At 68.9% G+C, this 19373-nt stretch carries 16 protein-coding genes and 1 pseudogene; 6 read left to right on the top strand and 11 right to left on the bottom strand.

Annotated features, from left to right (window positions below):
- From J3S89_RS23255 to J3S89_RS21025, 11 genes and pseudogenes are all read right to left on the bottom strand, one after another.
- Positions 1-126, bottom strand: a pseudogene (locus J3S89_RS23255) (branched-chain amino acid ABC transporter permease); the annotation flags it as partial.
- Between the two features lie 219 nt (positions 127-345).
- Positions 346-1530 carry an ABC transporter substrate-binding protein gene (locus J3S89_RS20980; protein WP_230488989.1) on the bottom strand — a complete coding sequence of 395 codons (1185 nt, stop codon included), beginning with the start codon at positions 1528-1530 and terminating at the stop codon, positions 346-348.
- Positions 1531-1755: 225 nt separating this feature from the next.
- Complete coding sequence (locus J3S89_RS20985) at positions 1756-2544, bottom strand: enoyl-CoA hydratase-related protein (RefSeq protein ID WP_217931144.1); 789 nt, start codon at positions 2542-2544, stop codon at positions 1756-1758.
- Entirely contained in the window at positions 2541-3569 is a 1029-nt protein-coding gene (locus tag J3S89_RS20990; RefSeq protein WP_217931146.1) for a zinc-dependent alcohol dehydrogenase family protein, read from the bottom strand. The genes J3S89_RS20985 and J3S89_RS20990 overlap by 4 nt, the downstream gene beginning before the upstream one ends.
- A gap of 140 nt (positions 3570-3709) precedes the next feature.
- On the bottom strand, positions 3710-4912 hold the full coding sequence (boxA, locus tag J3S89_RS20995) for a benzoyl-CoA 2,3-epoxidase subunit BoxA (protein WP_217931148.1): 1203 nt from the start codon (positions 4910-4912) through the stop codon (positions 3710-3712).
- Between the two features lie 124 nt (positions 4913-5036).
- Positions 5037-6473 carry a benzoyl-CoA 2,3-epoxidase subunit BoxB gene (gene boxB / locus J3S89_RS21000; RefSeq protein ID WP_217931335.1) on the bottom strand — a complete coding sequence of 479 codons (1437 nt, stop codon included), beginning with the start codon at positions 6471-6473 and terminating at the stop codon, positions 5037-5039.
- A 104-nt stretch (positions 6474-6577) separates the two neighbouring features.
- Positions 6578-8263 (bottom strand): 2,3-epoxybenzoyl-CoA dihydrolase, encoded by a 1686-nt coding sequence (gene boxC, locus J3S89_RS21005; protein ID WP_217931150.1) that lies wholly within the window; start codon positions 8261-8263, stop codon positions 6578-6580.
- Between the two features lie 153 nt (positions 8264-8416).
- Entirely contained in the window at positions 8417-9985 is a 1569-nt protein-coding gene (locus J3S89_RS21010) for a 3,4-dehydroadipyl-CoA semialdehyde dehydrogenase (protein WP_230488988.1), read from the bottom strand.
- On the bottom strand, positions 9982-10800 hold the full coding sequence (locus J3S89_RS21015; RefSeq protein WP_217931152.1) for an alpha/beta fold hydrolase: 819 nt from the start codon (positions 10798-10800) through the stop codon (positions 9982-9984). The genes J3S89_RS21010 and J3S89_RS21015 overlap by 4 nt, the downstream gene beginning before the upstream one ends.
- Positions 10800-12356, bottom strand: a complete 1557-nt coding sequence (locus J3S89_RS21020) for a benzoate-CoA ligase family protein (RefSeq protein ID WP_217931154.1) — start codon at positions 12354-12356, stop codon at positions 10800-10802. The genes J3S89_RS21015 and J3S89_RS21020 overlap by 1 nt, the downstream gene beginning before the upstream one ends.
- 32 nt (positions 12357-12388) lie before the next feature.
- Entirely contained in the window at positions 12389-12874 is a 486-nt protein-coding gene (locus tag J3S89_RS21025) for a 4-hydroxylaminobenzoate lyase (RefSeq protein ID WP_217931161.1), read from the bottom strand.
- Between the two features lie 139 nt (positions 12875-13013).
- Here J3S89_RS21025 and J3S89_RS21030 point away from each other — a divergent pair, with 139 nt between their 5' ends.
- The 6 genes from J3S89_RS21030 to J3S89_RS21055 all read left to right on the top strand — a co-directional run bounded on the left by J3S89_RS21030 (position 13014) and on the right by J3S89_RS21055 (position 19365).
- A complete protein-coding gene (locus J3S89_RS21030) occupies positions 13014-14042 on the top strand; it encodes a helix-turn-helix transcriptional regulator (protein ID WP_217931163.1) in 1029 nt (342 codons plus the stop codon).
- Positions 14039-14560, top strand: a complete 522-nt coding sequence (locus tag J3S89_RS21035; RefSeq protein ID WP_217931166.1) for a hypothetical protein — start codon at positions 14039-14041, stop codon at positions 14558-14560. The genes J3S89_RS21030 and J3S89_RS21035 overlap by 4 nt, the downstream gene beginning before the upstream one ends.
- 135 nt (positions 14561-14695) lie before the next feature.
- The gene (locus tag J3S89_RS21040) at positions 14696-15886 is read left to right on the top strand and encodes an ABC transporter substrate-binding protein (protein ID WP_230488987.1); all 1191 of its coding nucleotides are present in this window, start codon (positions 14696-14698) and stop codon (positions 15884-15886) included.
- 88 nt (positions 15887-15974) lie between these two features.
- The gene (locus J3S89_RS21045) at positions 15975-16841 is read left to right on the top strand and encodes a branched-chain amino acid ABC transporter permease (protein WP_217931168.1); all 867 of its coding nucleotides are present in this window, start codon (positions 15975-15977) and stop codon (positions 16839-16841) included.
- Positions 16838-18610, top strand: coding sequence for a branched-chain amino acid ABC transporter ATP-binding protein/permease (locus tag J3S89_RS21050; RefSeq protein ID WP_217931173.1), 1773 nt, complete (start codon positions 16838-16840; stop codon positions 18608-18610). The genes J3S89_RS21045 and J3S89_RS21050 overlap by 4 nt, the downstream gene beginning before the upstream one ends.
- Positions 18607-19365 carry an ABC transporter ATP-binding protein gene (locus J3S89_RS21055; RefSeq protein ID WP_217931175.1) on the top strand — a complete coding sequence of 253 codons (759 nt, stop codon included), beginning with the start codon at positions 18607-18609 and terminating at the stop codon, positions 19363-19365. Before J3S89_RS21050 ends, J3S89_RS21055 begins: the two co-directional genes overlap by 4 nt.
- Positions 19366-19373 lie beyond the last annotated feature (8 nt).

The following is a 19373-nucleotide window of genomic DNA, read 5'->3' on the forward strand; positions in this document are numbered from 1 at the left end:
GCCGTGCGCCAGATTGATGAAGTTCATGATGCCGAACACCAGCGTCAGCCCCGACGCCATCAGAAACAGCGTCACGCCGAACTGGACGCCGTTGAGAAGCTGCTCCGCAAAGAGCTCGATGGTCATGGGGTCGGGATCTCCTGGCGATGCGGTGGCGCGAGGTGTCGTCGCGGGCGAAGCCCGCTCTTTCTCCGCCCCTCGCGGGAGAAGGCGGCCGCGAAGCGGACAGACGAGAGGGGGGCGGGGCGGAGCACGTCCTCGCCCCGAGGCGCGAACGAAAGGCTGAAGCCCCTCATCCGCCCTTCGGACCCTTTCTCTTCTTGCGGGAGAAGGAGAGGCTCCGCCTCACTTCATCTTGCACTTGGCGACGTAGCTGTCGGGGTGATCCGCGACGATCAGCGTGCGCTTGGCCATCAAGGGGCGCCCCTGGGCGTCCTTGACCACTTCGGCGAGCCAGAAGTCCTGGACCGGGTAGTGATTGGTGTTGAAGCGGAAATGGCCGCGCAGACTGTCGAACTTCACGGTCTCCAGGGCCTTCTGGAAGGCGGCCGCGTCCTCGATCTTGCCCGAGACGGTCTTCAGCGCCGCGTCGAGCATCATGACGGTGTCATAGGCCTGGGCCGCATTGGGCGAGGGCAGGCGGTGATACTTCGCCTCGAACGCCTCGCGGAACGCCTTGGAGGCCGCGTCGTCGGCGTCTTCGGCCCAATGGGTGGCGGCGAAGGCGCCGACCGCCGCGTCGCCCATCGCCGGCAGCACGGTCTGGTCGAGCGAGAAGGACGGGCCGAAGAGCGGCGTGGTCTTCTTCAGGCCGGCCTGATCGTACTGCTTGACGAAATTGATGCCCATGCCGCCCGGATAGAAGAAGAACACCCCCTCCGGCGCCGTGGCGCGCACCTGAGCGATCTCGGCGGCATAGTCGAGCTGGCCGAAGGCGGTGTAGACCTCGCCCACGACCTCGCCCTTGTAGGTGCGCTTGAAGCCCGCCAGGAAGTCCTTTCCGGCGGGATAGTTGGGCGCCATCAGATACATCTTCTTGATGCCGCGCTTCGTGGCCTCCAATCCCATCGCCTCCGGCGAGGTGTCGTTCTGGAACGAGCCGACGAAGAAGTGGGGATTGCACTGCGCGCCGGCATATTGCGACGGGCCGGCATTGACCGAGACCACGAAGGCGCCGGCATCGAGGGCGGGCTTGGCCACCGCCAGCATCACGTTGGAGAAGTTGACGCCGGTGAGGATCTGGACCTTGTCGCGCTCGATCATCTTGTCGGCGACCTGACGGCCGACGTCGGGCTTGGCCTGATCGTCGCCCTGGATCACCTCCACGGCGCGGCCGCCGAGCGTGTTGCCGGTCTTGTCGAGCGCCAGCGTGAAGCCGTCGAGCAGTTCCTGACCGAGCTGGCCGCCGGGGCCGGAGAAGGTGGAGAGGAAGCCGATCTTGATCGGATCCTCGGCGCGCGCGGCGGTGCCGGCGAGCGCGGTGCCGGCCGCCAGCGCAGCGGCGAGAATCGTGTGGCGACGAATGGTCACGAATGCCCTCTCCCTGTGTCGTGGACGGAGCCTTCGGCTCTCTTCGTTCGGACCGAGCCTCGGGCTCGGCCGGCACGACGGGGGCGGGACCCGCCATCGAACCGATTGAAGGACACCATACTGATCATCAGTATACTGTCAATATCCGGAACGATGGTTCCTGCGGGTTTTTTCGTATGCGCCCAAAGGAGAAGGATGGTGCCGATCGTCGATCGGTCCGCCGCCTCAGTCGAAGCGCGGCGGCCGCTTTTCGGCGAAGGCGGCGAGGCCTTCGGCATAATCGGCGGCGCGGCCGGAGATTTGTTGCATCTCGCGCTCGAGCTTCAGCTGCGCCGAGAGATCGTTGCTCTCGGAGGCCTGCATCAGCCGTTTGAGCCGGGCGAGCGTCGCCCGCGGCCCCTTGGCGAGCCGGGCGCAGATCGCTTCCGCCCGCTCCATGAGCGCCTCGTCGGCGACCGCCTCGGCGACGAGCCCGATCGCCGCCGCCTCCGCGCCGGTGATCGTCTCCGCCAGGAACACCAACGCGTTGGCGCGCGCCCGGCCGACGAGACGCGGCAGAAGCCACGACCCTCCCGCATCGGGGATCAGGCCGATCCGGGAGAAGGGTTCGGTGAGTTTCGCGCCCTCGGCGGCGATCACCACGTCGCCGTGGAGCGCCACGTTGAGGCCGGCGCCCGAGGCGATGCCGTTGATCGCCACCACGACCGGGAAGGGGAGCGCCCGGATCCGCGCGATGAGCGGCTCGTAGAAGGTCTCGAGCGAGGCGCCGAGATCGAGCGGACCTTGCTTGATCGCGCGGATCCGATCGCCGAGATCCTGGCCGGAGGAGAAGGCCCGGCCCGATCCGGTGAGGAGCAGTGCCCGGCACTCGGGATCGGCCTCCGCCTCGAGGAGCGCGGCCATGAGTGCGCGATGCAGATCCTCGGTGAAGGCGTTGAGCTTGTCGGGGCGATTGAGCCGCACGAGGCGCCAGCCGTCGTGCCGCTCGCTCAGAACCAGCGGGGTCTCGCTCATGACGCTTCCTCGAGGTCGATCAGGATCTTGCCGACATGGCCGTTGGCCTTCATCCGCTCGAAGGCGGCGCGGGCATCCGTGAGGACGAAGCGGCTGTCGATCACCGGATCGATGCCGGAGACGGCGATCGAGCGCAGCATCGCCTCGAAGGCCTCGCGATCGCCGCAGGTGACGCCCTGCATCCGCACCTGACGCATCACGGCGAGCGACAGATTGAAGGTCGCGAAATTGCCGGAGAGCACGCCGATCAGCGCCACCGTGCCGCCCGGCCGCACGAAACGCACCGACTGGTCGAGCGTCTCCGCGCCGCCGACCTCGACGACGAGATCGAGCCGGCCGCCGGCGAGATCGCGCGCGACCGGACCCCATTTCGGCACCTCGCGGTAATTCACCACCTCCGCCGCGCCGAGCCGGCGCATCACCTCGGCGCGTTCGGGCGAGGAGGTGAGCCCGATCACCCGCGCGCCCGCCCGCACCGCGAACTGCAGCGCGAACAGAGAGACGCCGCCGGTGCCCTGGATCAACACCGTGTCGCCCGGCCTGACCCGGCCCAGATCGACGATCGCCGACCATGCCGTCAGCGCCGCGCAGGGCAGCGTCGCGGCGGTCGCGGTGTCGATCGCCTCCGGCAGCTTCACCACCGCCTCGGCCGAGACGATCATGTGGGTGGCGAGCGTGCCGTCGCCGCCGGGACCGCCGAGCGCGGTCGCGAGCTTCTCGGTGTTCGGCTCGCCCGAGATCCAGCCGGTGAAGAAGTGGAGCGCCACCCGGTCGCCGGGCGCGACCCGGGTCACGCCCGGACCGACCGCCTCGACGATGCCCGCTCCGTCGGAACAGGGAACGACCGGCAGTGTCTGCTTCGGATTGTAGATGCCCTCGACCAGCAGCAGGTCGCGCCGGTTGAGGCTCGCCGCCTGCAAGCGGAGGCGAACCTCGCCGGGACCGGGCTCGCCGACCTCGCGCGTGGCGAGGCGGAGGCCGTCGAGGCCGAAGGCGGTGATTTCGAGACGGGTGGCGCGAACCATGAAGGAGGATCCTCGTCGGGAACGAACGCCGCCATGTCGCCATGAACACGGCGATCCGTCACGCGGCAGTGCGGCAGAATCGAGCCGGCGCCCCGCGAGGGGGCGTCGGTGTCTTCGGCGCGGAGGGTCGGCGTCGCCTCTCAATAGGTCTCGACGTGATAGCGGCCCTGGTCGCGCATCTCCTTGCGAAGGCTCTCCCAGCTCATGCCGGCGCCGCGGCAGACGTCGGCGAGCGCCTCGTCGACGCCGTGCTCCATGTCCTTGAGACCGCACAGATAGAGATGGGTCGCCGGCGACTTCAGCAACTCCACCATCGTCGCCGCCTCGCGCCGCATCAGGTCCTGGACATAGACCTTGGGTTCGTTCGGCACGCGCGACCACGCGAAGAACTTGGTGAGGAGGCTCTCCGGCACCTTCTGCAAGGGGCCGAAATAGGGGAGTTCCTCCGGCCGGCGGGCGCCGAAGAACAGCATCAGCTTGCCCGGCGCGTTGGGCTGGGTGCGGCGGCGCCATTCGGTCATGCCACGGAAGGGCGCCGAGCCGGTGCCGGTGCACACCATCACGATGTTGGCGGCGGGATCGTCGGGCATCAGGAAGGTGGCGCCGAACGGTCCGGTCACCGTGACCTTGTCGCCGCGCTTCAGATCGCAGACGTAGTTGGAGCAGACGCCGTTCGGTTCGCGCTTCACCGTCAGCGACAGATTGTTGTGGTTCGGCCGCTCGCCGTGACGGGGCGAGGCGACCGAATAGAGGCGGACGCGATGCGGCTCGCCCTTGGCGTCGACGCCCGGCGGGACGATGCCGATCGACTGACCCTCGAGGACCGGGAACGGCACGTCGCCGAAGTCGAGAATGACGTGGCGGATGTCGGTCGAGGCGTCCTCCGCCGTCAGCCGATAGATGCCGGTGACGGTCGCCACCGCCGGCTTGGAGCGGTTGAAGAGATTGATCGAGGGCTTGGAGGCCGACTTCGGCGCCACCGACTTGCCGCCGGCGCCGCCGTGCGCCGAGGCGATGATCGCGTCGACCTCGTCGTCGATCGCCTCGACCGCGCCCATCGCCGCCCCGCCGAGGTCGGGCTGAGGGGGCAGGTCCGACCAGGAATGCTGATCGTCGAGGCTCCAGGTCTCGGTCACCATGCGCCAGTTGTCGATCGCGCCGGTCGGGCAGGGGGCGATGCAATCCATGCAGAAATTGCAGATCGAGGCATCGACCACATAGTTGTCGTCACCATGGGTGATGGCGTCGATCGGGCACATCTCCTCGCAGGTGTTGCAGCGGATGCAGATCTCCGGATCGATCAGATGTTGCTTGACGACGGCGGGGCTCGTGGGGGCGTTCATGGGCGGCTCCGGAGGGAGTTCAATCGATTATTGTCGACGGTCGATCGCGGACGACGGCGTCGTCTCTCCCCTCGGGCGGAGGGGTGGGGTGCGGCGCCGGGTCGGACACCGCACCCCTCTTTCCTCAGGCGGCGATCTTCACGTATTCGAAGTCGCCCGGCTTGTTGTCGATGCCGACCTTGGGCGGGTTGATCCAGCCGGCGTACCGGCCCGGCTCGACCTCGGCCTTCATCAGGCTGTCGAGATAGGCGAGGTCGTCGCGCGAGGGCAGGTACTCGTCCTTCTTGGCGGCCCAGTCGGCTTCCGACAGGATCACGCCCTTCGGCGTCGCCTGCATCGGCGCGAACTCGCCGATCTGCCGGTTGAAGGCCTGATGCGGCAGCTCGAGCCGGAAGTCGATGCCTTCCTTCTGCATGATCTTGTTCCAACGCTCGACGCCCTTGGCGCAGTCGGCGGAATAGTCGTCGCGCAGGCGCATGTTGAGCGCGGTCAGCGCCGGCACGTGCTCGATGACGATCTGGCCGTCGACGAACTTCGCCACCGGATAGGTGTCGTTGGTGAGCTGGTGATCGTCGTCGATCTTGGTCTCGCCGAAGCGACCCTTGAGGCCGGCGTTGTAGTAGTTGGCAGAGTTGGTCGAAATCTCCGCGCCGAACAGGTCCAGCGTCAGCGGATAGTGCATGTGCAGCTTCTTCTGGATCAGCGGCAGGTCGATCACGCCGAGCTTGCGCACCGCGGCGACGTCGTAGGGGTCGGTGATCCCGGCCGCCTTCATCGCCTGACAGGTCCGCTCGATGGTGCGCCCGACGCCGGTCTCGCCGACGAACATGTGATGGGCTTCCTCGGTCAGCATGAAGCGGCAGGTGCGCGACAGCGGATCGAAGCCGGACTGAGCGAGGCTCTCGAGTTGCATCTTGCCGTCACGATCGGTGAAGAAGGTGAACATGAAGAACGACAGCCAGTCCGGGGTCTCCTCGTTGAAGGCGCCGAGCATGCGCGGCGTCTCCTTGGAGCCGGAACGGCGACGCAGCAGCTCGTCCGCCTCCTCGCGGCCGTCGCGGCCGAAGTACTTGTGCAGCAGATAGACCATCGCCCAGAGGTGACGGCCCTCCTCGACGTTGACCTGGAACAGGTTCCGGAGGTCGTAGAGCGACGGCGCGGTCGAGCCGAGATGACGCTGCTGCTCGACCGAGGCCGGCTCGGTGTCGCCTTGGATGACGATCAGGCGGCGCAGCATGGCGCGATATTCGCCGGGGACGTCCTGGAACGCCGGCTCGCCCTTGTGCTTGCCGAAGTTGACCTTGCGGCCCTCTTCCTTCGGGGCGAGCAGGACGCCCCAGCGATAGTCGGGCATCTTGACGTAGTCGAACTTGGCCCAGCCCTGCGGATCGACCGAGACGGCGGTGCGCAGATAGACGAGCGAGTTCTGGAAGCCTTCCGGCCCCATGTCCTTCCACCAGTCGATGTAGTTCGGCTGCCAGCTCTCGAGCGCGCGCAGAACCTGACGGTCGCCCGCGAGATCGACGTTGTTGGGGACCTTCGTCGAATAATCGACGTTCATCGTATCGGCCATGTCGTCCTCCCTGGGGGGAATGAGACCCCCGGCGTTTCCATGTGTTCTGATGTTCGGTGGTCGCGCCCGGGGTCGCCCCCGGGCGGCGGGGTTCAGACGCGACGCATGTCGTAGGTCGGCCGCAGCCCGGTGCCGTAGCGGCGCAGCGCGCCCTCCTCGCCGACCGCGTTGGGGCGCTGGAAGATCCAGTTCTGCCAAGCGGTGAGGCGCGCGAAGATCTTCGATTCCATGGTCTCGGGCCCGGCGAAGCGCAGGTTCGCCTCGAGGCCGGTCAACGCGTCCGGCGAATAGGACGCGCGCTCCTCGAGATAGACGCGGACCTCGTCGGCCCAGTCGATGTCGTCGCAGGCGAAGGTGACGAGACCGGCCTTCTCCGCCGCTTCCGCGTCCATCGCCGTGCCGGCCGCGGCCTCGAGTTCGCCGACGTGTTCGGGCGTGGCGAGGAAGCGGTTCTCGAGCCGGGTGAGGCCGTGGCTCATCGGATAGGGACCGAAGTTGGCCGAGGTCAGCGCCAGGGTCGGCGCCGGACGGTTGTCGCCCTCGAAGGAACCGATCAGCATGTAGGAGCGGTCGGCGGCGAGGACGAGTTCGGCCAAGAGCCCGGTGAAGCAGGAGCCCGGCTCGACCAGGGTGACGAGCGTGCGCGAGGTGACGTCGACGCGCTTCAGCACGCGCTTCCAGTACTGACGGATCTCGTTGACCAGCCAGTCGCCCTTGTTGGCCTCGAGGAAGGCGTCCCAGGCGGCGACCTTCGCGCCGTCACCCTTCGACTTGAAGACGAAGGTGCCGATCTCATAGGCGTTGTTGCGGAGATCGAGGATGGCGTCGTCGAACTCGCGGGCGAGCGTCAGGATCCAGCTGTCGGAGCCGAGCGCGGCGAGCGCCTCGGCCGAGGCCGGCGGCAGGTCCTGCGGACCCTCGAGGGTGATGGTGGCGACACGGGCGGCGGCATCGACGTCGACGGTCACCAGCGAATAGTCGATGCCGTCGGCGCGGAAGGTGCGGTCGAGCGGCTTCAGGGCGATGCCGGTGCCGGTGCCGCGCGGCGAGCGGGCGGCGAATTCGGCGGCGCGCTCGGCGACCGTCTCCTCGAGCCGGGAGAGCGGCACGATCTCGTCGACCAGGCGCCAATCGACGGCGCGCTTGCCCTTGATGCCTTCCTCGATGGTGCAGAACACGTCGGCATGGTCGCGGCGCACCTTGCGCTTGTCGACGACGCGGGTGAGGCCGCCGGTGCCGGGCAGAACCGCGAGCAGCGGCACCTCCGGCAGCGACACCGCCGAGGTGCCGTCGTCGACCAGCATGATGTGGTCGGAGGCGAGCGCCATCTCGTAGCCGCCGCCGGCAGTCGAGCCGCTCGCCACGCAGATGGTCTTGAGGCCGGAGAACTCGGAGGAGTCCTCGATGCCGTTGCGGGTCTCGTTGGTGAACTTGCAGAAGTTGACCTTGTGGGCGTGCTCGGAGCCGGCGAGCATGCGGATGTTGGCGCCGGCGCAGAAGACCTTGGGCTTCGCGGAACGCAGCAGCACCACCTTCACTTCCGGATGCTCGAAGCGCAGGCGCTGCAGCGCGTCGGCGAGCTCGATGTCGACGCCGAGGTCGTAGGAATTGAGCTTGAGCTGGTAGCCCTCGTAGAGGCCGCCGTTCTCGTCGACGTCCATGGCGAGCGTCGCCACCGGGCCGTCGAACGAGAGCTTCCAATGACGATACCGCGACGGATCGGTCAGGAAGTCGATTCGGGTGGCGCCTCGCGCCAATTTGCGTGCCTCGTCGGCCATGTTTCCGCCCTCGGTGTTGATTTGGTGAAATGCACTATATTTCCATTTTTGAGGCTGTCTAGAGAGTCGTGGGTCAAATCATGCATTTTTTTTCATGATGGCCGGCGCGACTCTCCCGAAGCCCCGGACGCCCGAAGGCGCCCGGGCCGCGCTTCAGAGCGACGTCTCGGTCGCCTTCGCCGCGAGATCCGCCAGCATGGTCGGCGATCCCTGGATCGCGGTGCGCTGCATGAAGAAGCGCAGGCCCCTGAGCCCGCCCAGTTCCTCGCCGCCGCCGGCCCGGCCGGGGCCGCCGTGGACGCATTGCGGCATCACGATCGAATGGCCGGTGTGGCCCCGCCCGACCTCGGCGTCGACCACCAGCACCCGCCCATGTAGGGGCGCGAGTCGGGCGGCGATCGTCGCGGCCTCCTCGGCGCCGTCGGCATAGATCGAGGCGGCGAGCGACCCTTCGCCCCGCGCGGCGAGATCGACCGCCTCGTCGAGCGTGGCGTAGGGGATCACGGTCACGACCGGCCCGAACACCTCGACGTCGTGGACGGCGGAGAGCACCGCCCCGGTGTCGGCGACGAGCAGCGTCGGCGCCAGGAACGCGCCCTGCGCGGTGTCCGCCCCGACCACGGTGGCGGGAATGCCGCCGCCGCGCACCGTGCGCGTCTCCGGCGCCAGCGCGGCGAGACCGGCGAAGGCGGCGCGCAGCTGTTTCTCGTCGACCAGCGGCCCGACGGTGACTTCCGCGAGCGCCGGATCGCCGACCACCAGATCGTCGATGCGGGTCGCGAGCGTCGCGACGAAGGCGTCCTCGACGCCCGCCGGCACCAGGATGCGGCGGATGTTGGTGCAGAGCTGCCCGGCCTTGACCGAGACGGCGGCGAGCGCCTGTTCGACGAGCCGTTCGAAGGCTGCCGCTTCCGGCGTGGCCGAGGGGGCGAGCAGCGCCGTGTTGACGCTGTCGGCCTCGATGCCGAGGCGCGGATTGGCCGCGAGCACGGCCGGATGGGCGCGGATCATCCGGCCCGTCTCCGCCGATCCGGTGAAGGCGATGCAGTCGAACGGCTCGACCGCGTCGAGGAGGCCCTCGGCCGAGCCGCACACCAGCGACAACACGCCGGCCGGCAGCACCCCCGCCGCGACCACGGCGCGCACCATCGCCTCCGCCAGCCACGCCGTGCCCGAGGCCGGCTTGGCGACGATCGGCATGCCCGCGACGATCGCCACGGCGACCTTCTCCCAGAGACCCCAGGAGGGGAAGTTGAAGGCGTTGATGAAGATCGCCGCGCCCGGCCGCGTCGTCCAGACGTGGCGCGCCTCGAACGGGCCCTTGGCGAGCCTGTCGGCGCCCGGTTCGATCAGCATCCGCGTGTCGCCCAGCCCCTTGGCGAGGCGGGCGTAATATTTGAGCGTGGCGATGCCGCCGTCGACGTCGACCGAGGCGTCGCGGGTCGTATTGCCGGAATTCTTGCGGGCGATCTCCATCCAGTCGTCGCGGCGCGCCTGGAGCGCGTCGGCGATCGCGCCGAGGAGCGCCCCGCGCGCGGCGAAGCTCATCGCCGCGAGCGCCGGTCCGCCGACGGTGCGGGCATGATGGAGCGCGTCGGCGCAGTCGACGCCGGTGGAATCGATCGTGCCCAGCACCGCTCCGGTGGTCGGATCGACGAAGGAACGTCCGGCGGCGGTGCCGTCGACGAAGCGATCGGCGACGTAGCTCTGAAGGCGGATCATGTGTGGGCCTCGCATGTGCGGGCGACCGAAAGGTCGGGAAAGGCGGAGAAGAACCGGCCGATCGCCGCCACCGTGGCGTCGCGCCCCTCGCGGTGGGGCGAGTGCTTCACGCCGGCCAGGATCTCGACGAGGACCGGCGCGGGCGAGAGCGCCACGGCGGTGTCGGGCTGGACCATCGTGCCGTACTGATCGTCGGCCCCCTGGATCACCAGCATCGGCTTGGCGATCGTCTCGAGCGAGGCGCGGATGTCCCAGAATTTGAACTCGGGGTCGAGCCAGGCGCCGTTCCAGCCGAGGAAGGCGACGTCCGGGTTCGCGTGCCACCGGCCGAGCTTCGCCCGGAGATCGGTGGTCTCCCAGGCGATCTTCGCTTCCGCGATCGCCGCGACGCACATGTCCTCGACCAGAAAATGCGGCGCGATCAGCACCGCCGCCTCGACGCGCCCGTCGCGCACCCGGCCGAGATGATGGGCCGCGATCGAGGCGCCGTCGGAATGGCCGACGAGCACGCCGCGCTCGAAGCCGATGGCGTCGAGGAGGGGCGGAAGCACCTCCTCCGCCTCGCGCTGCATGTAGTCGAGCGGGCGCGGCAGCTCGACCGGGTCGGACGCGCCATAGCCGGCGCGGCTGTAGACGAAGACGCCGCAGCCGGTCGCCGCCTGCAGCCTTTCCGGAAAATCGAGCCACAGCCCGACCGAACCCAGCCCCTCGTGCAGCAGCACCAGGGTCGGCGCCTCGCTCGGCTGCGGCCCGAGATGGCGGTATTCGAGCCGTCGCCCCGCGACGGTGACGAAACCCTCGCGCTCGAGCGGCATCACGCTTCCTCGCGCAGCTTGAAGCGCTGGATCTTGCCGGTGGCGGTCTTGGGCAGAGCCTCCACCACCTCGATCCACCGCGGGTATTTCCACATGCCCACGGTCTTCTTGACGTGCTCCTTGAGCCGCGCCTCGAGATCCTCGCCCGAGGCGCTGTCCTTCAGCACCACGAAGGCCTTGGGCTTCAGGAGCCCTTCCTCGTCGGCATGGGCGACCACGGCGGCCTCGAGCACGTCCTCGTGGGACCCGAGCGCCGCCTCGATCTCGAACGGCGACACCCAGATGCCCGAGACCTTGAACATGTCGTCGGCGCGCCCGCAGTAGGTGTGCCGGCCCTTCGCGTCGCGAATGTACTTGTCGCCGGTCCGGGTCCATTCGCCCTGGAAGGTCGAACGACTCTTGGCGCGCTGGTTCCAATAGCCGTCGGCGGCCGAGGGACCACGCACGTAGAGTTCGCCGATCTCGCCGTCGTCGACGGTCCGGCCGAGTTCGTCGCGCAGCTCGAGGTCGTAGCCCGGCACGGCGACGCCGGAGGTGCCGTAGACGATCGCGCCGGGCGCGTTGGAGAGGAAGATGTGCAGCATCTCCGTCGAGCCGACGCCGTCGAGAATGTCGACGCCGAAGCGCTTCTTCCAGGTCTCGCCGATGTGTTCCGGCAGGGCCTCGCCGGCCGAGGTGCAGATCCGGAGCCGGCCCGAGCCGGTCGAGCCGGCATGCGCCGGATCGTGCAGCATCGCCGCATAGAGCGTCGGCACGCCGAAGAAGATGGTCGGCTGGTAGGTCTCGAAGAAGCCGAAGGCCGTCGCCGGCGTCGGCCGTCCCGGGTTGAGCACCGCCGTCGCCCCGACCGAAAGCGGGAAGGTCAGCGAATTGCCGAGCCCATAGGCGAAGAAGAGCTTCGCCGCCGAGAAGCCGACGTCGTCCTCGCGGATGCCGAGAACGCCCTGGCCGTAGAGCTTCGCCGTCGCCATCAGCGACGAATGGACGTGACGCGTGCCCTTCGGCGCGCCGGTCGACCCCGACGAATAGAGCCAGAAGCAGGTCTCGTCCGGATGGGTCTCGGCGGTGGTGAAGACGTCGGAGGCGGTGGCGAGCTCGGCCGCGAGCGAACGATGCGGCGCCTTCGCTTCGCCGCCGGAGACGAGCACGTGCTTCAGCGTCGGGATCTCCGCCAGGATCGGCGCGACGGTCGGCAGCAGCGCGCCGGAGACGACCAGCACCTTCGCCCGGCTGTCGGCGAGCATATAGGCGTATTGATCGGCGGCGAGCAGCGTGTTGAGCGGGATCGGCACGATGCCGGCCCGGATCGCGCCGAGGAAGACGATCGGCCAATCGACCGTGTCGAGGAGGATCATCGCCACCCGGTCCTCGCGGACGAGGCCGAGCCGGCCGAGGAGATCGGCGAACCGCCGCGTCTCCGAAGCGAGCGCGTCATAGGTGAGCGAGCGCTCGGGGTCGACGAAGGCGAGCTTGGCGCCGCGTCCCTCGCGGATGTTGCGATCGACGAGATCGTCGGCGGCGTTGTAGACGGCGCTCGTATAGGCGGTTGCGGACATGGGATCGGTTCCGTGACGAGAGGGCGGGGGCTTCAGCGGCCGGTGAACTCGATCGCGCCGTCGGGCAGCAGATAGAGCACGTAGGCCGAGCCGTCGTTCACGGTCGGATGATGGGCGCTGCCCGGTCCGTAGACGTACCAACCCTCGGGAAAGCCGTCGAAATTCGGCTCGGCCACGACCGGCATGACCATCCCGATCTCGCCCTTGGGGTGGACGTGGTGCGGCCCCCGGCAGCTCTCCATGTGGACGACGTCGACCGAGAAGCGTCCGGCCTCGGCGCCCGCCTTGATCACCCGGCCCCAACGGATCCCGTCGTTCTCGCGCGGGCAGATCCAGCCCTCCGCGTCGCCGGTCTCGATCGCCTCGGCGATGGCGCGGAAGGTCGGGCCGCCGGCGGGATAGGTGGCATCGAGCCATTTTGCGAGGTCGGCGTCGAGCGGACGGTCGCCGATCGCGGCGGCGATGGCGCCGATCTCGGCGACAAAGGCGCGATGCGCCGGGGTGTCGGTGGTGGACATGGGTGTTGCCTCCGGTTCGCTCCACCCTTCGCGGCTGCGCGTGAGTGGAAATATAGTTCATATTTTCATGCCGCGTCCGCCGGGTTGCCGTCAAGGGGGCGCTGTACTATTTTTCATCCATTCCAAACCGAGCCGCGCCATGACCGAACCCGAAGACAGCGCCGATACCCTGCCCGCCGAGACCGTCGCCGCGACCGATCCGTCGAGCGCGGAGGGGTCCGGCCGCGCCTCCCGCGCCACCGCGCGGGAAGACGCCGACGAGGCCTTTCTGGTCGAGTTGGGCCAGCGGGTGCGGCGGATGCGGGCGCTGCGCGGCATGTCGCGCAAGGTGCTCGCCAAGGTCTCCGGCATCTCCGAGCGCTACATCGCCCAGCTCGAGGGCGGTCAGGGCAACGTCTCGATCATGCTGCTGCGCCGGGTCGCCGAGGCGACCGGCGCCCCGCTCGAGGATCTGGTCGGCGGCGAGACCGCCGAGACGCCCGACTGGCGCCTGATCCGCGATCTGTTGCGCGGCGCCCCGCCCGCCACCGTCGCCGAGGTCAAGGCGCTGCTCTCCGGCGAGAAACTGCCGTCGGGGCCGCGCGCCGTCGGCGAGGCCCACATCGCGGTCGACCGGGTCGCCCTGATCGGCTTGCGCGGCGCCGGGAAATCGACCCTCGGGCGCCTCGCGGCGGAACGTCTCGGCTGGCCCTTCGTCGAGCTCAACAAGGAGATCGAGGCCGAACACGGCTTTTCGATCAACGAGATCCTCGCCCTCTACGGCCAGGACGGCTATCGCCGCCTGGAGCGGATCACGCTGCAGCGCCTGATCGAGCAGCCCGGCCCGATGCTGCTCGCCACCGGCGGTGGTATCGTCGGTGAGCCGGTCACCTTCGAGTTGCTGCTCGCCTCCTTCTTCACCATCTGGGTGAAGACCTCGCCGGCCGAGCACATGAGCCGCGTCCGCCAACAGGGCGATCTCAGGCCGATGGCCAACGACAAGGCGGCGATGTCGGAGTTGATCACCATCCTGTCGAGCCGCGAGCCGCTCTATGCCCGCGCCCGAACCCAACTCGACACCTCCGGCGTCGCGGTCGAGGCGAGCGCGGCCCGGCTCTACGGCATGATCCAGTCCTATTGCGCGGTCGGGTGCCCGTGGCAGTCGCGCAATCGCGGCACCAAGGGGTGAGCGCGACGCCCGACGACGTCGCCGCCCACGCGGGGCACCCGCTGTCGCGCCTAGTCGCCGCCCGCGCGCTGCTGCCGGGCGAAGCTTTGTTCGCTCTGCGCACGACGCTCGACCCGCGCGACGTCACCGACGATCATCGCGTCACCGCCGATCTCCTCGCCACCGGCCACGAACGCGCCTATGCCCGCATGCAGGAGGGGATCGCGCTCGGCTCGGGCCGGGCGATCCTGTGCTTCGTCGGCGAACCCGGCGGTCGCGCCCGCTTCACCGGGCTGCGCCGCTTCTTCGCCCGCCGCCCCGGCATCGTCCCGGGCGACATCGTCTACGACTACGACGTCGCCGATCTCTTCCATCAATTCGTCGCTCGCTCGCGCCGTCCGGTGTTCTATGATGCGATCGATCTCGCCGGCCTCGACGACTGCGTCGGCCGCCTCGTCGTCGACTGGCCACGCCCGGCGATGGTCCGCCTGCGCCCCGCCGGCCACCCGGGACTGATCGTCGCAGCCGAGATAAAATGAACAATATTGCATGATCGGCTTGACCTGGAACGTTTATGAAATAAAGTTCCTCTCGCAGGGAGAGGCGTGCCCCGGGCCATGAGCCCACCTCGAGAAGAAGGCACGCCGAAACGTCATCCTCGGGAGGAGTGCCTCATGTCGTCGTCGAGACGCGAATTTTTCACCATGGCCGGCGCCGTCGGTCTCAGCGGTCTTCTGGGCGGCGTGGCCCCCTTCGTACGTCCGGCCTCGGCCGCCGGCAGCCTGAAGATCGGCCTTCTCCTGCCGGCTTCCGGCACCTATGCCCCGCTCGGCGAGGCGATCCGCCGCGGCGCCGAACTCTACGTGAAGGAAAGGGGCGGCGCGCTCGCCGGCCGGGCCGTCGAATTCACCGCCCTCGACGACGAATCCGCCCCGCCCAAGGCGGCCGAACTCACCAACAAGCTGGTCTACGGCGAGAAGGTCGACGTCCTCGTCGGCACCGTCCATTCCGGCGTCGCCGCCGCCATGGTCAAGATCGCCCGCGAGGCCGGCGTCACCACGCTCGACCCCAATGCCGGCGCCGACGCCATCACCGGCGGCCTGTGCGCCCCCAACATCTTCCGCACCTCCTTCTCCAACGGCCAGATCGGCGAGGCGACCGGCAAGGCGATGATCGCCGCCGGCATCAAGGAGGCGGTCAGCTGCACCTGGCGCTACGCCGCGGGCGACGAGATGGTCGCCGGTTTCGAGAAGGCCTTCGAGGCCGGCGGCGGCAAGGTCGTCAAGAAGATCGCGCTGCCCTTCCCCGACGTCGAGTTCCAGTCGGCGCTGGCCGAGATCGCCTCGCTGAAGCCGCAGGCGGTCTATTCCTTCTTCGCCGGCGGTGGTGCCGCCAAGTTCATCAAGGACTTCTCGGCGGCGGGCCTGTCCGGCTCGGTCCAGCTCTGGGGTCCGGGCTTCCTCACCGACGGCGTCGAGGCGGCGGTCGGCGCCGCCGGTGACGGCGTCAAGACGGTGCTCCACTACGCCGAGGGCCTGACCAATCCGGAAGACGCCGCCTTCCGCAAGGCCTTCGAGGCCGCCTACGGCGTCGCCCCCGACGTCTATGCGGTGCAGGGATATGACGCCATGCACGTCCTCGACATCGGCCTCACCGCCGTCGGCGGCGACGTCGCCAAGAAGGACGCCATGCACGCCGCCATGGCCAAGGCGAAATTCGCGAGCCCCCGCGGCCCCTTCGAGTTCTCCGCCAACCGCAACCCCAAGCAGACCTTCTATCTGCGTGAGTTGAAGGGCGGCAAGAACCACCTTCTCGGCGTCGCGGCCGAGGGTCTCGCCGACGCCGGCAAGGGCTGCAAGGCCTGATCGGTCCCCCTCGTCCCGGGAAATCGGCGGCGCGCGGCGGGTTCTCCCCGCGCGTCGTCCCCCGCTCGTCTCGAGAAGGCCTCACCTCATGGACCTCGTCCTCGTCCAGATCTTCAACGGGATCCAATACGGATTCCTGATCTTCCTGGCCGCCAGTGGTCTCACCCTGGTCTTCGGCATTCTCGGGGTGATCAATCTCGCCCATGGTTCGTTCTACATGCTCGGGGCCTATCTCGCCCTGACGCTCACGGAAGTGACCGGCGACGTCTTCCTCGCCTGCCTGCTCGGCGTGCCCCTGGCCGTCGTCTTCGGCTGGCTGATCGAACGCGCCTTCGTGCGCCATCTCTACAAGCGCGATCACCTCCAGCAGGTGCTGCTGACCTTCGCGCTGATCCTGATCTTCAACGAGGTGCAGCGCATCCTGTGGGGCTCCTACCCGCACGGCGTGCCCGCGCCCTCCTATCTCTCCGGCTCGATCCGGCTGACCGATCAGCTCGCCTATCCGGTCTATCGTCTGGCGCTGACGGCGATCTGCGCCGCGCTCGCCGGGGCCATGTTCTTCGTCATCCAGAAGACGAGGGTCGGCCGGCTGATCCGGGCGGGCGAATCGAACCGCGAGATGACCGAGCTGCTCGGCTTCGATTCCTCGCGTCTCTACGCCCTCGTCTTCGCCACCGGCACGGCGCTCGCCGCGCTCGCCGGCATGCTCGCCGCGCCGGTGGAGAGCGTCTATCCCGGCATCGGCGAGCGGATCCTGATCATCTCCTTCGTGGTGGTCGTCATCGGCGGCATCGGCTCGATCAAGGGCGCCTTCCTCGGCGCGCTGGCGATCGGCATCGCCGATGCCCTCGGCAAGGTGTTCCTGCCCTCGCTCGCCGGCGTCGTCGTCTATGCGCTGATGGCGTCGGTCCTGGTCGTCCGTCCCGGTGGTCTCTTCGGGAGGGTGATCCGATGATCCGTCTGCCTTCGCTCCCGGTGTTGGTGTTGCTCGGCCTGATCGCCGTCGCCTTCGCGGTCGTGCCCTTCGTCGCCGGCCCCTACGAGGTTAAGTTCGCGACCCGCGTGTTGGCGACCGCGATCTTCGTGCTCGGCCTCGATCTCCTGATCGGCGTCACCGGCCTCGTCTCCTTCGGCCATGCCGCGTGGTTCGGCCTCGGTGCCTATGCGGTCTGGTTCGTCACCCCGCCAGACTACGAGGCCGGCAATCTCCTCGTCGCCCTCGGCGCGGCGGTGGCGCTCTCCGGCGCGGTGGCGGCGGTGGTCGGCCTCTTCGCGGTCCGGACGCGGGCCTTCTATTTCATCATGGTGACGCTGGCGGCGTCGCAGATGATCTTCGCCCTCTTCCACGACACGCGCATCGCCGGTGGCTCCGACGGCGCCTCGATCGACGTGAAGCCGATCCTGGAGATCGGCGGCGCGACGATCCTCGATTTCTCCGCTCGCAACACGCTGCTGTGGTTCTCGCTCGCCGCCCTCGTCGTCCTCTACGGCGCGGTCCTCACCCTCGCCCGGTCGCGCTTCGGTCGCGTCCTGCAGGGGATCAAGGCCAACGAGACCCGCATGAACGCGCTCGGCTTCGACGGCGCCCGTTACAAATGGGCGAGCTTCGTGATCGCCGCCATGGTCGCCGGCTTCGGCGGCGCGCTCTTCGCCTCGATCGACGGTTTCGTGCCGCCGGAGATCCTCGGTTGGCGCGAGAGCGGCCTCGCCATCATGATGGTGGTGCTCGGTGGTGTCGGCTCGCTGTGGGGTGCGATCGTCGGCGCGCTGGTCTATGCCCTCGCCGAGGAGATGCTGAAGAGCGCCGATCTGGTCGGCGCCACCGTCTCCGAACATTGGCCGATCGCCATGGGCCTGTTTCTGATCGCCGCCGTGCTCGGCGCGCCCAAGGGCCTCGCCGGCTGGCTGCCGTTGCGCCCGGCGAAGCCGTGGGCGCCCGCCGCGGAGACCGGCGCGGCCGTCGAGACCCGCCGCGCCTCGCCGCCGCCGCGCCTCGAGGTCGAGGGTCTGCGCCGCACCTTCGGCGGCCTCACCGCCGTCGACGGCGTCACCGTCGCCTTCGAACCGGGCCGCATCCATGCGGTGATCGGCCCCAACGGCGCCGGCAAGACCACCTTCACCAACCTCCTGACCGGCGCGCTCCCGGTCTCGGGCGGCACCATCCGTCTCGACGGCGTCGACATCACCGCGCTCTCGGCGCATGCCAAGGCGCGGCGCGGCATCGGCCGCTCGTTCCAGCGCACCAACGTGCTGCCCGCCTTCACCGTCGCCGAGAACTGCGCGGTGGCGGCCCAGGCCCGTGGCCTCGCCGGCGCGAGCCCGGCGGAGGAGGCGCGCGCCGTCACCGAGGCGCTCACCTCGACGGGTCTGGTCGATCGCGCCGATCGCCCCGCCACGAGCCTCAGTCACGGCGAGCAGCGCCAACTCGAGATCGCCATGCTGATCGCCTCCGGCGCCGAGCTCCTGATCCTCGACGAACCCCTCGCCGGCACCGGCCCGGAGGAGACGGCGCGGGTGACCGCGCTGCTCAGGGACCTCGCCCGCGACCACACCATTCTCCTGATCGAACACGACATGGACGCCGTCTTCGCCTGCGCCGACACAGTCTCGGTGCTGGTCGGCGGGCGGCTTCTCGCCCACGGCACGCCCGACGACATCCGCCGCGACGCCGCCGTGCGCGAGGCCTATCTCGGCCGCTTCGCCGGACTGGAGGACGCCGCATGAGCCTCGCCCTCGCGCCCCGCACCCAGGCGGCCGACGCCTCCGTCGAACCGCTTCTCGCCGCCACCGGCCTCGCCACCGCGCACGGCCGCGTGCCCTGCCTGCGCGACGTCGCCTTCACCGTGCGTCCCGGCGAGACCATCGGTCTCCTCGGCCGCAACGGCATGGGCAAGACGACGCTGCTCCGAACGCTGACCGGCCTCCTCTCCGGCGGCCCGACCGCCTCGATCCGCTTTCGCGGCAAGGACCTCGCCGGGGCGAAACCGGCGGCGATCTCGCGCGCCGGCATCGCTCTGGTGCCGGAAGGACGCGGCATCTTCCCCAATCTGACCGTGCTCGAGAACCTGATCCTGCCCGAGCGCGCCGGCCCCTCGGGCAAGCGCGACTGGACGCTGGACCGCATCTTCGACCTCTTCCCCCGCCTCGCCGAACGGCGCACCAATTGGGGCGATCAGCTCTCCGGTGGCGAACAGCAGATGCTGTCGATCGGCCGCGCGCTGATGACCAACCCCGAGCTTCTGATGCTCGACGAGGCGACCGAGGGCCTCGCGCCGAAGGTCCGCGACGAGATCTGGCGGACGCTGCGCGTCGTCGCCGAGACCGGGATGGCGATCGTCGTCGTCGACAAGAACCTCGAGGATCTGTTCGAACTCGCCGACCGTCACTTCATCCTCGCCAAGGGCGAGATCGTCTTCGAGGGCACGACGGCGGATCTGACCGCCGAACCGGACCTCGTCCACCGTTGGCTCGGCGTCTGACGCCGAAA

The organism is Pinisolibacter aquiterrae, assembly GCF_019160155.1.
In the GTDB taxonomy this organism is placed as follows: Bacteria; Pseudomonadota; Alphaproteobacteria; order Rhizobiales; family Ancalomicrobiaceae; genus Pinisolibacter; species Pinisolibacter aquiterrae.

What these genes read in the sequence shown, in the direction of transcription:
- J3S89_RS20985 (WP_217931144.1), bottom strand. Translation starts at nt 2,544, where the DNA reads ATGAGCGAGACCCCGCTGGTTCTGAGCGAGCGGCACGACGGCTGGCGC.
- J3S89_RS20990 (WP_217931146.1), bottom strand. Translation starts at nt 3,569, where the DNA reads ATGGTTCGCGCCACCCGTCTCGAAATCACCGCCTTCGGCCTCGACGGC.
- boxA (WP_217931148.1), bottom strand. Translation starts at nt 4,912, where the DNA reads ATGAACGCCCCCACGAGCCCCGCCGTCGTCAAGCAACATCTGATCGAT.
- boxB (WP_217931335.1), bottom strand. Translation starts at nt 6,473, where the DNA reads ATGAACGTCGATTATTCGACGAAGGTCCCCAACAACGTCGATCTCGCG.
- boxC (WP_217931150.1), bottom strand. Translation starts at nt 8,263, where the DNA reads ATGGCCGACGAGGCACGCAAATTGGCGCGAGGCGCCACCCGAATCGAC.
- J3S89_RS21010 (WP_230488988.1), bottom strand. Translation starts at nt 9,985, where the DNA reads ATGATCCGCCTTCAGAGCTACGTCGCCGATCGCTTCGTCGACGGCACC.
- J3S89_RS21015 (WP_217931152.1), bottom strand. Translation starts at nt 10,800, where the DNA reads ATGCCGCTCGAGCGCGAGGGTTTCGTCACCGTCGCGGGGCGACGGCTC.
- J3S89_RS21020 (WP_217931154.1), bottom strand. Translation starts at nt 12,356, where the DNA reads ATGTCCGCAACCGCCTATACGAGCGCCGTCTACAACGCCGCCGACGAT.
- J3S89_RS21025 (WP_217931161.1), bottom strand. Translation starts at nt 12,874, where the DNA reads ATGTCCACCACCGACACCCCGGCGCATCGCGCCTTTGTCGCCGAGATC.
- J3S89_RS21030 (WP_217931163.1), top strand. Translation starts at nt 13,014, where the DNA reads ATGACCGAACCCGAAGACAGCGCCGATACCCTGCCCGCCGAGACCGTC.
- J3S89_RS21040 (WP_230488987.1), top strand. Translation starts at nt 14,696, where the DNA reads ATGTCGTCGTCGAGACGCGAATTTTTCACCATGGCCGGCGCCGTCGGT.
- J3S89_RS21045 (WP_217931168.1), top strand. Translation starts at nt 15,975, where the DNA reads ATGGACCTCGTCCTCGTCCAGATCTTCAACGGGATCCAATACGGATTC.
- J3S89_RS21050 (WP_217931173.1), top strand. Translation starts at nt 16,838, where the DNA reads ATGATCCGTCTGCCTTCGCTCCCGGTGTTGGTGTTGCTCGGCCTGATC.
- J3S89_RS21055 (WP_217931175.1), top strand. Translation starts at nt 18,607, where the DNA reads ATGAGCCTCGCCCTCGCGCCCCGCACCCAGGCGGCCGACGCCTCCGTC.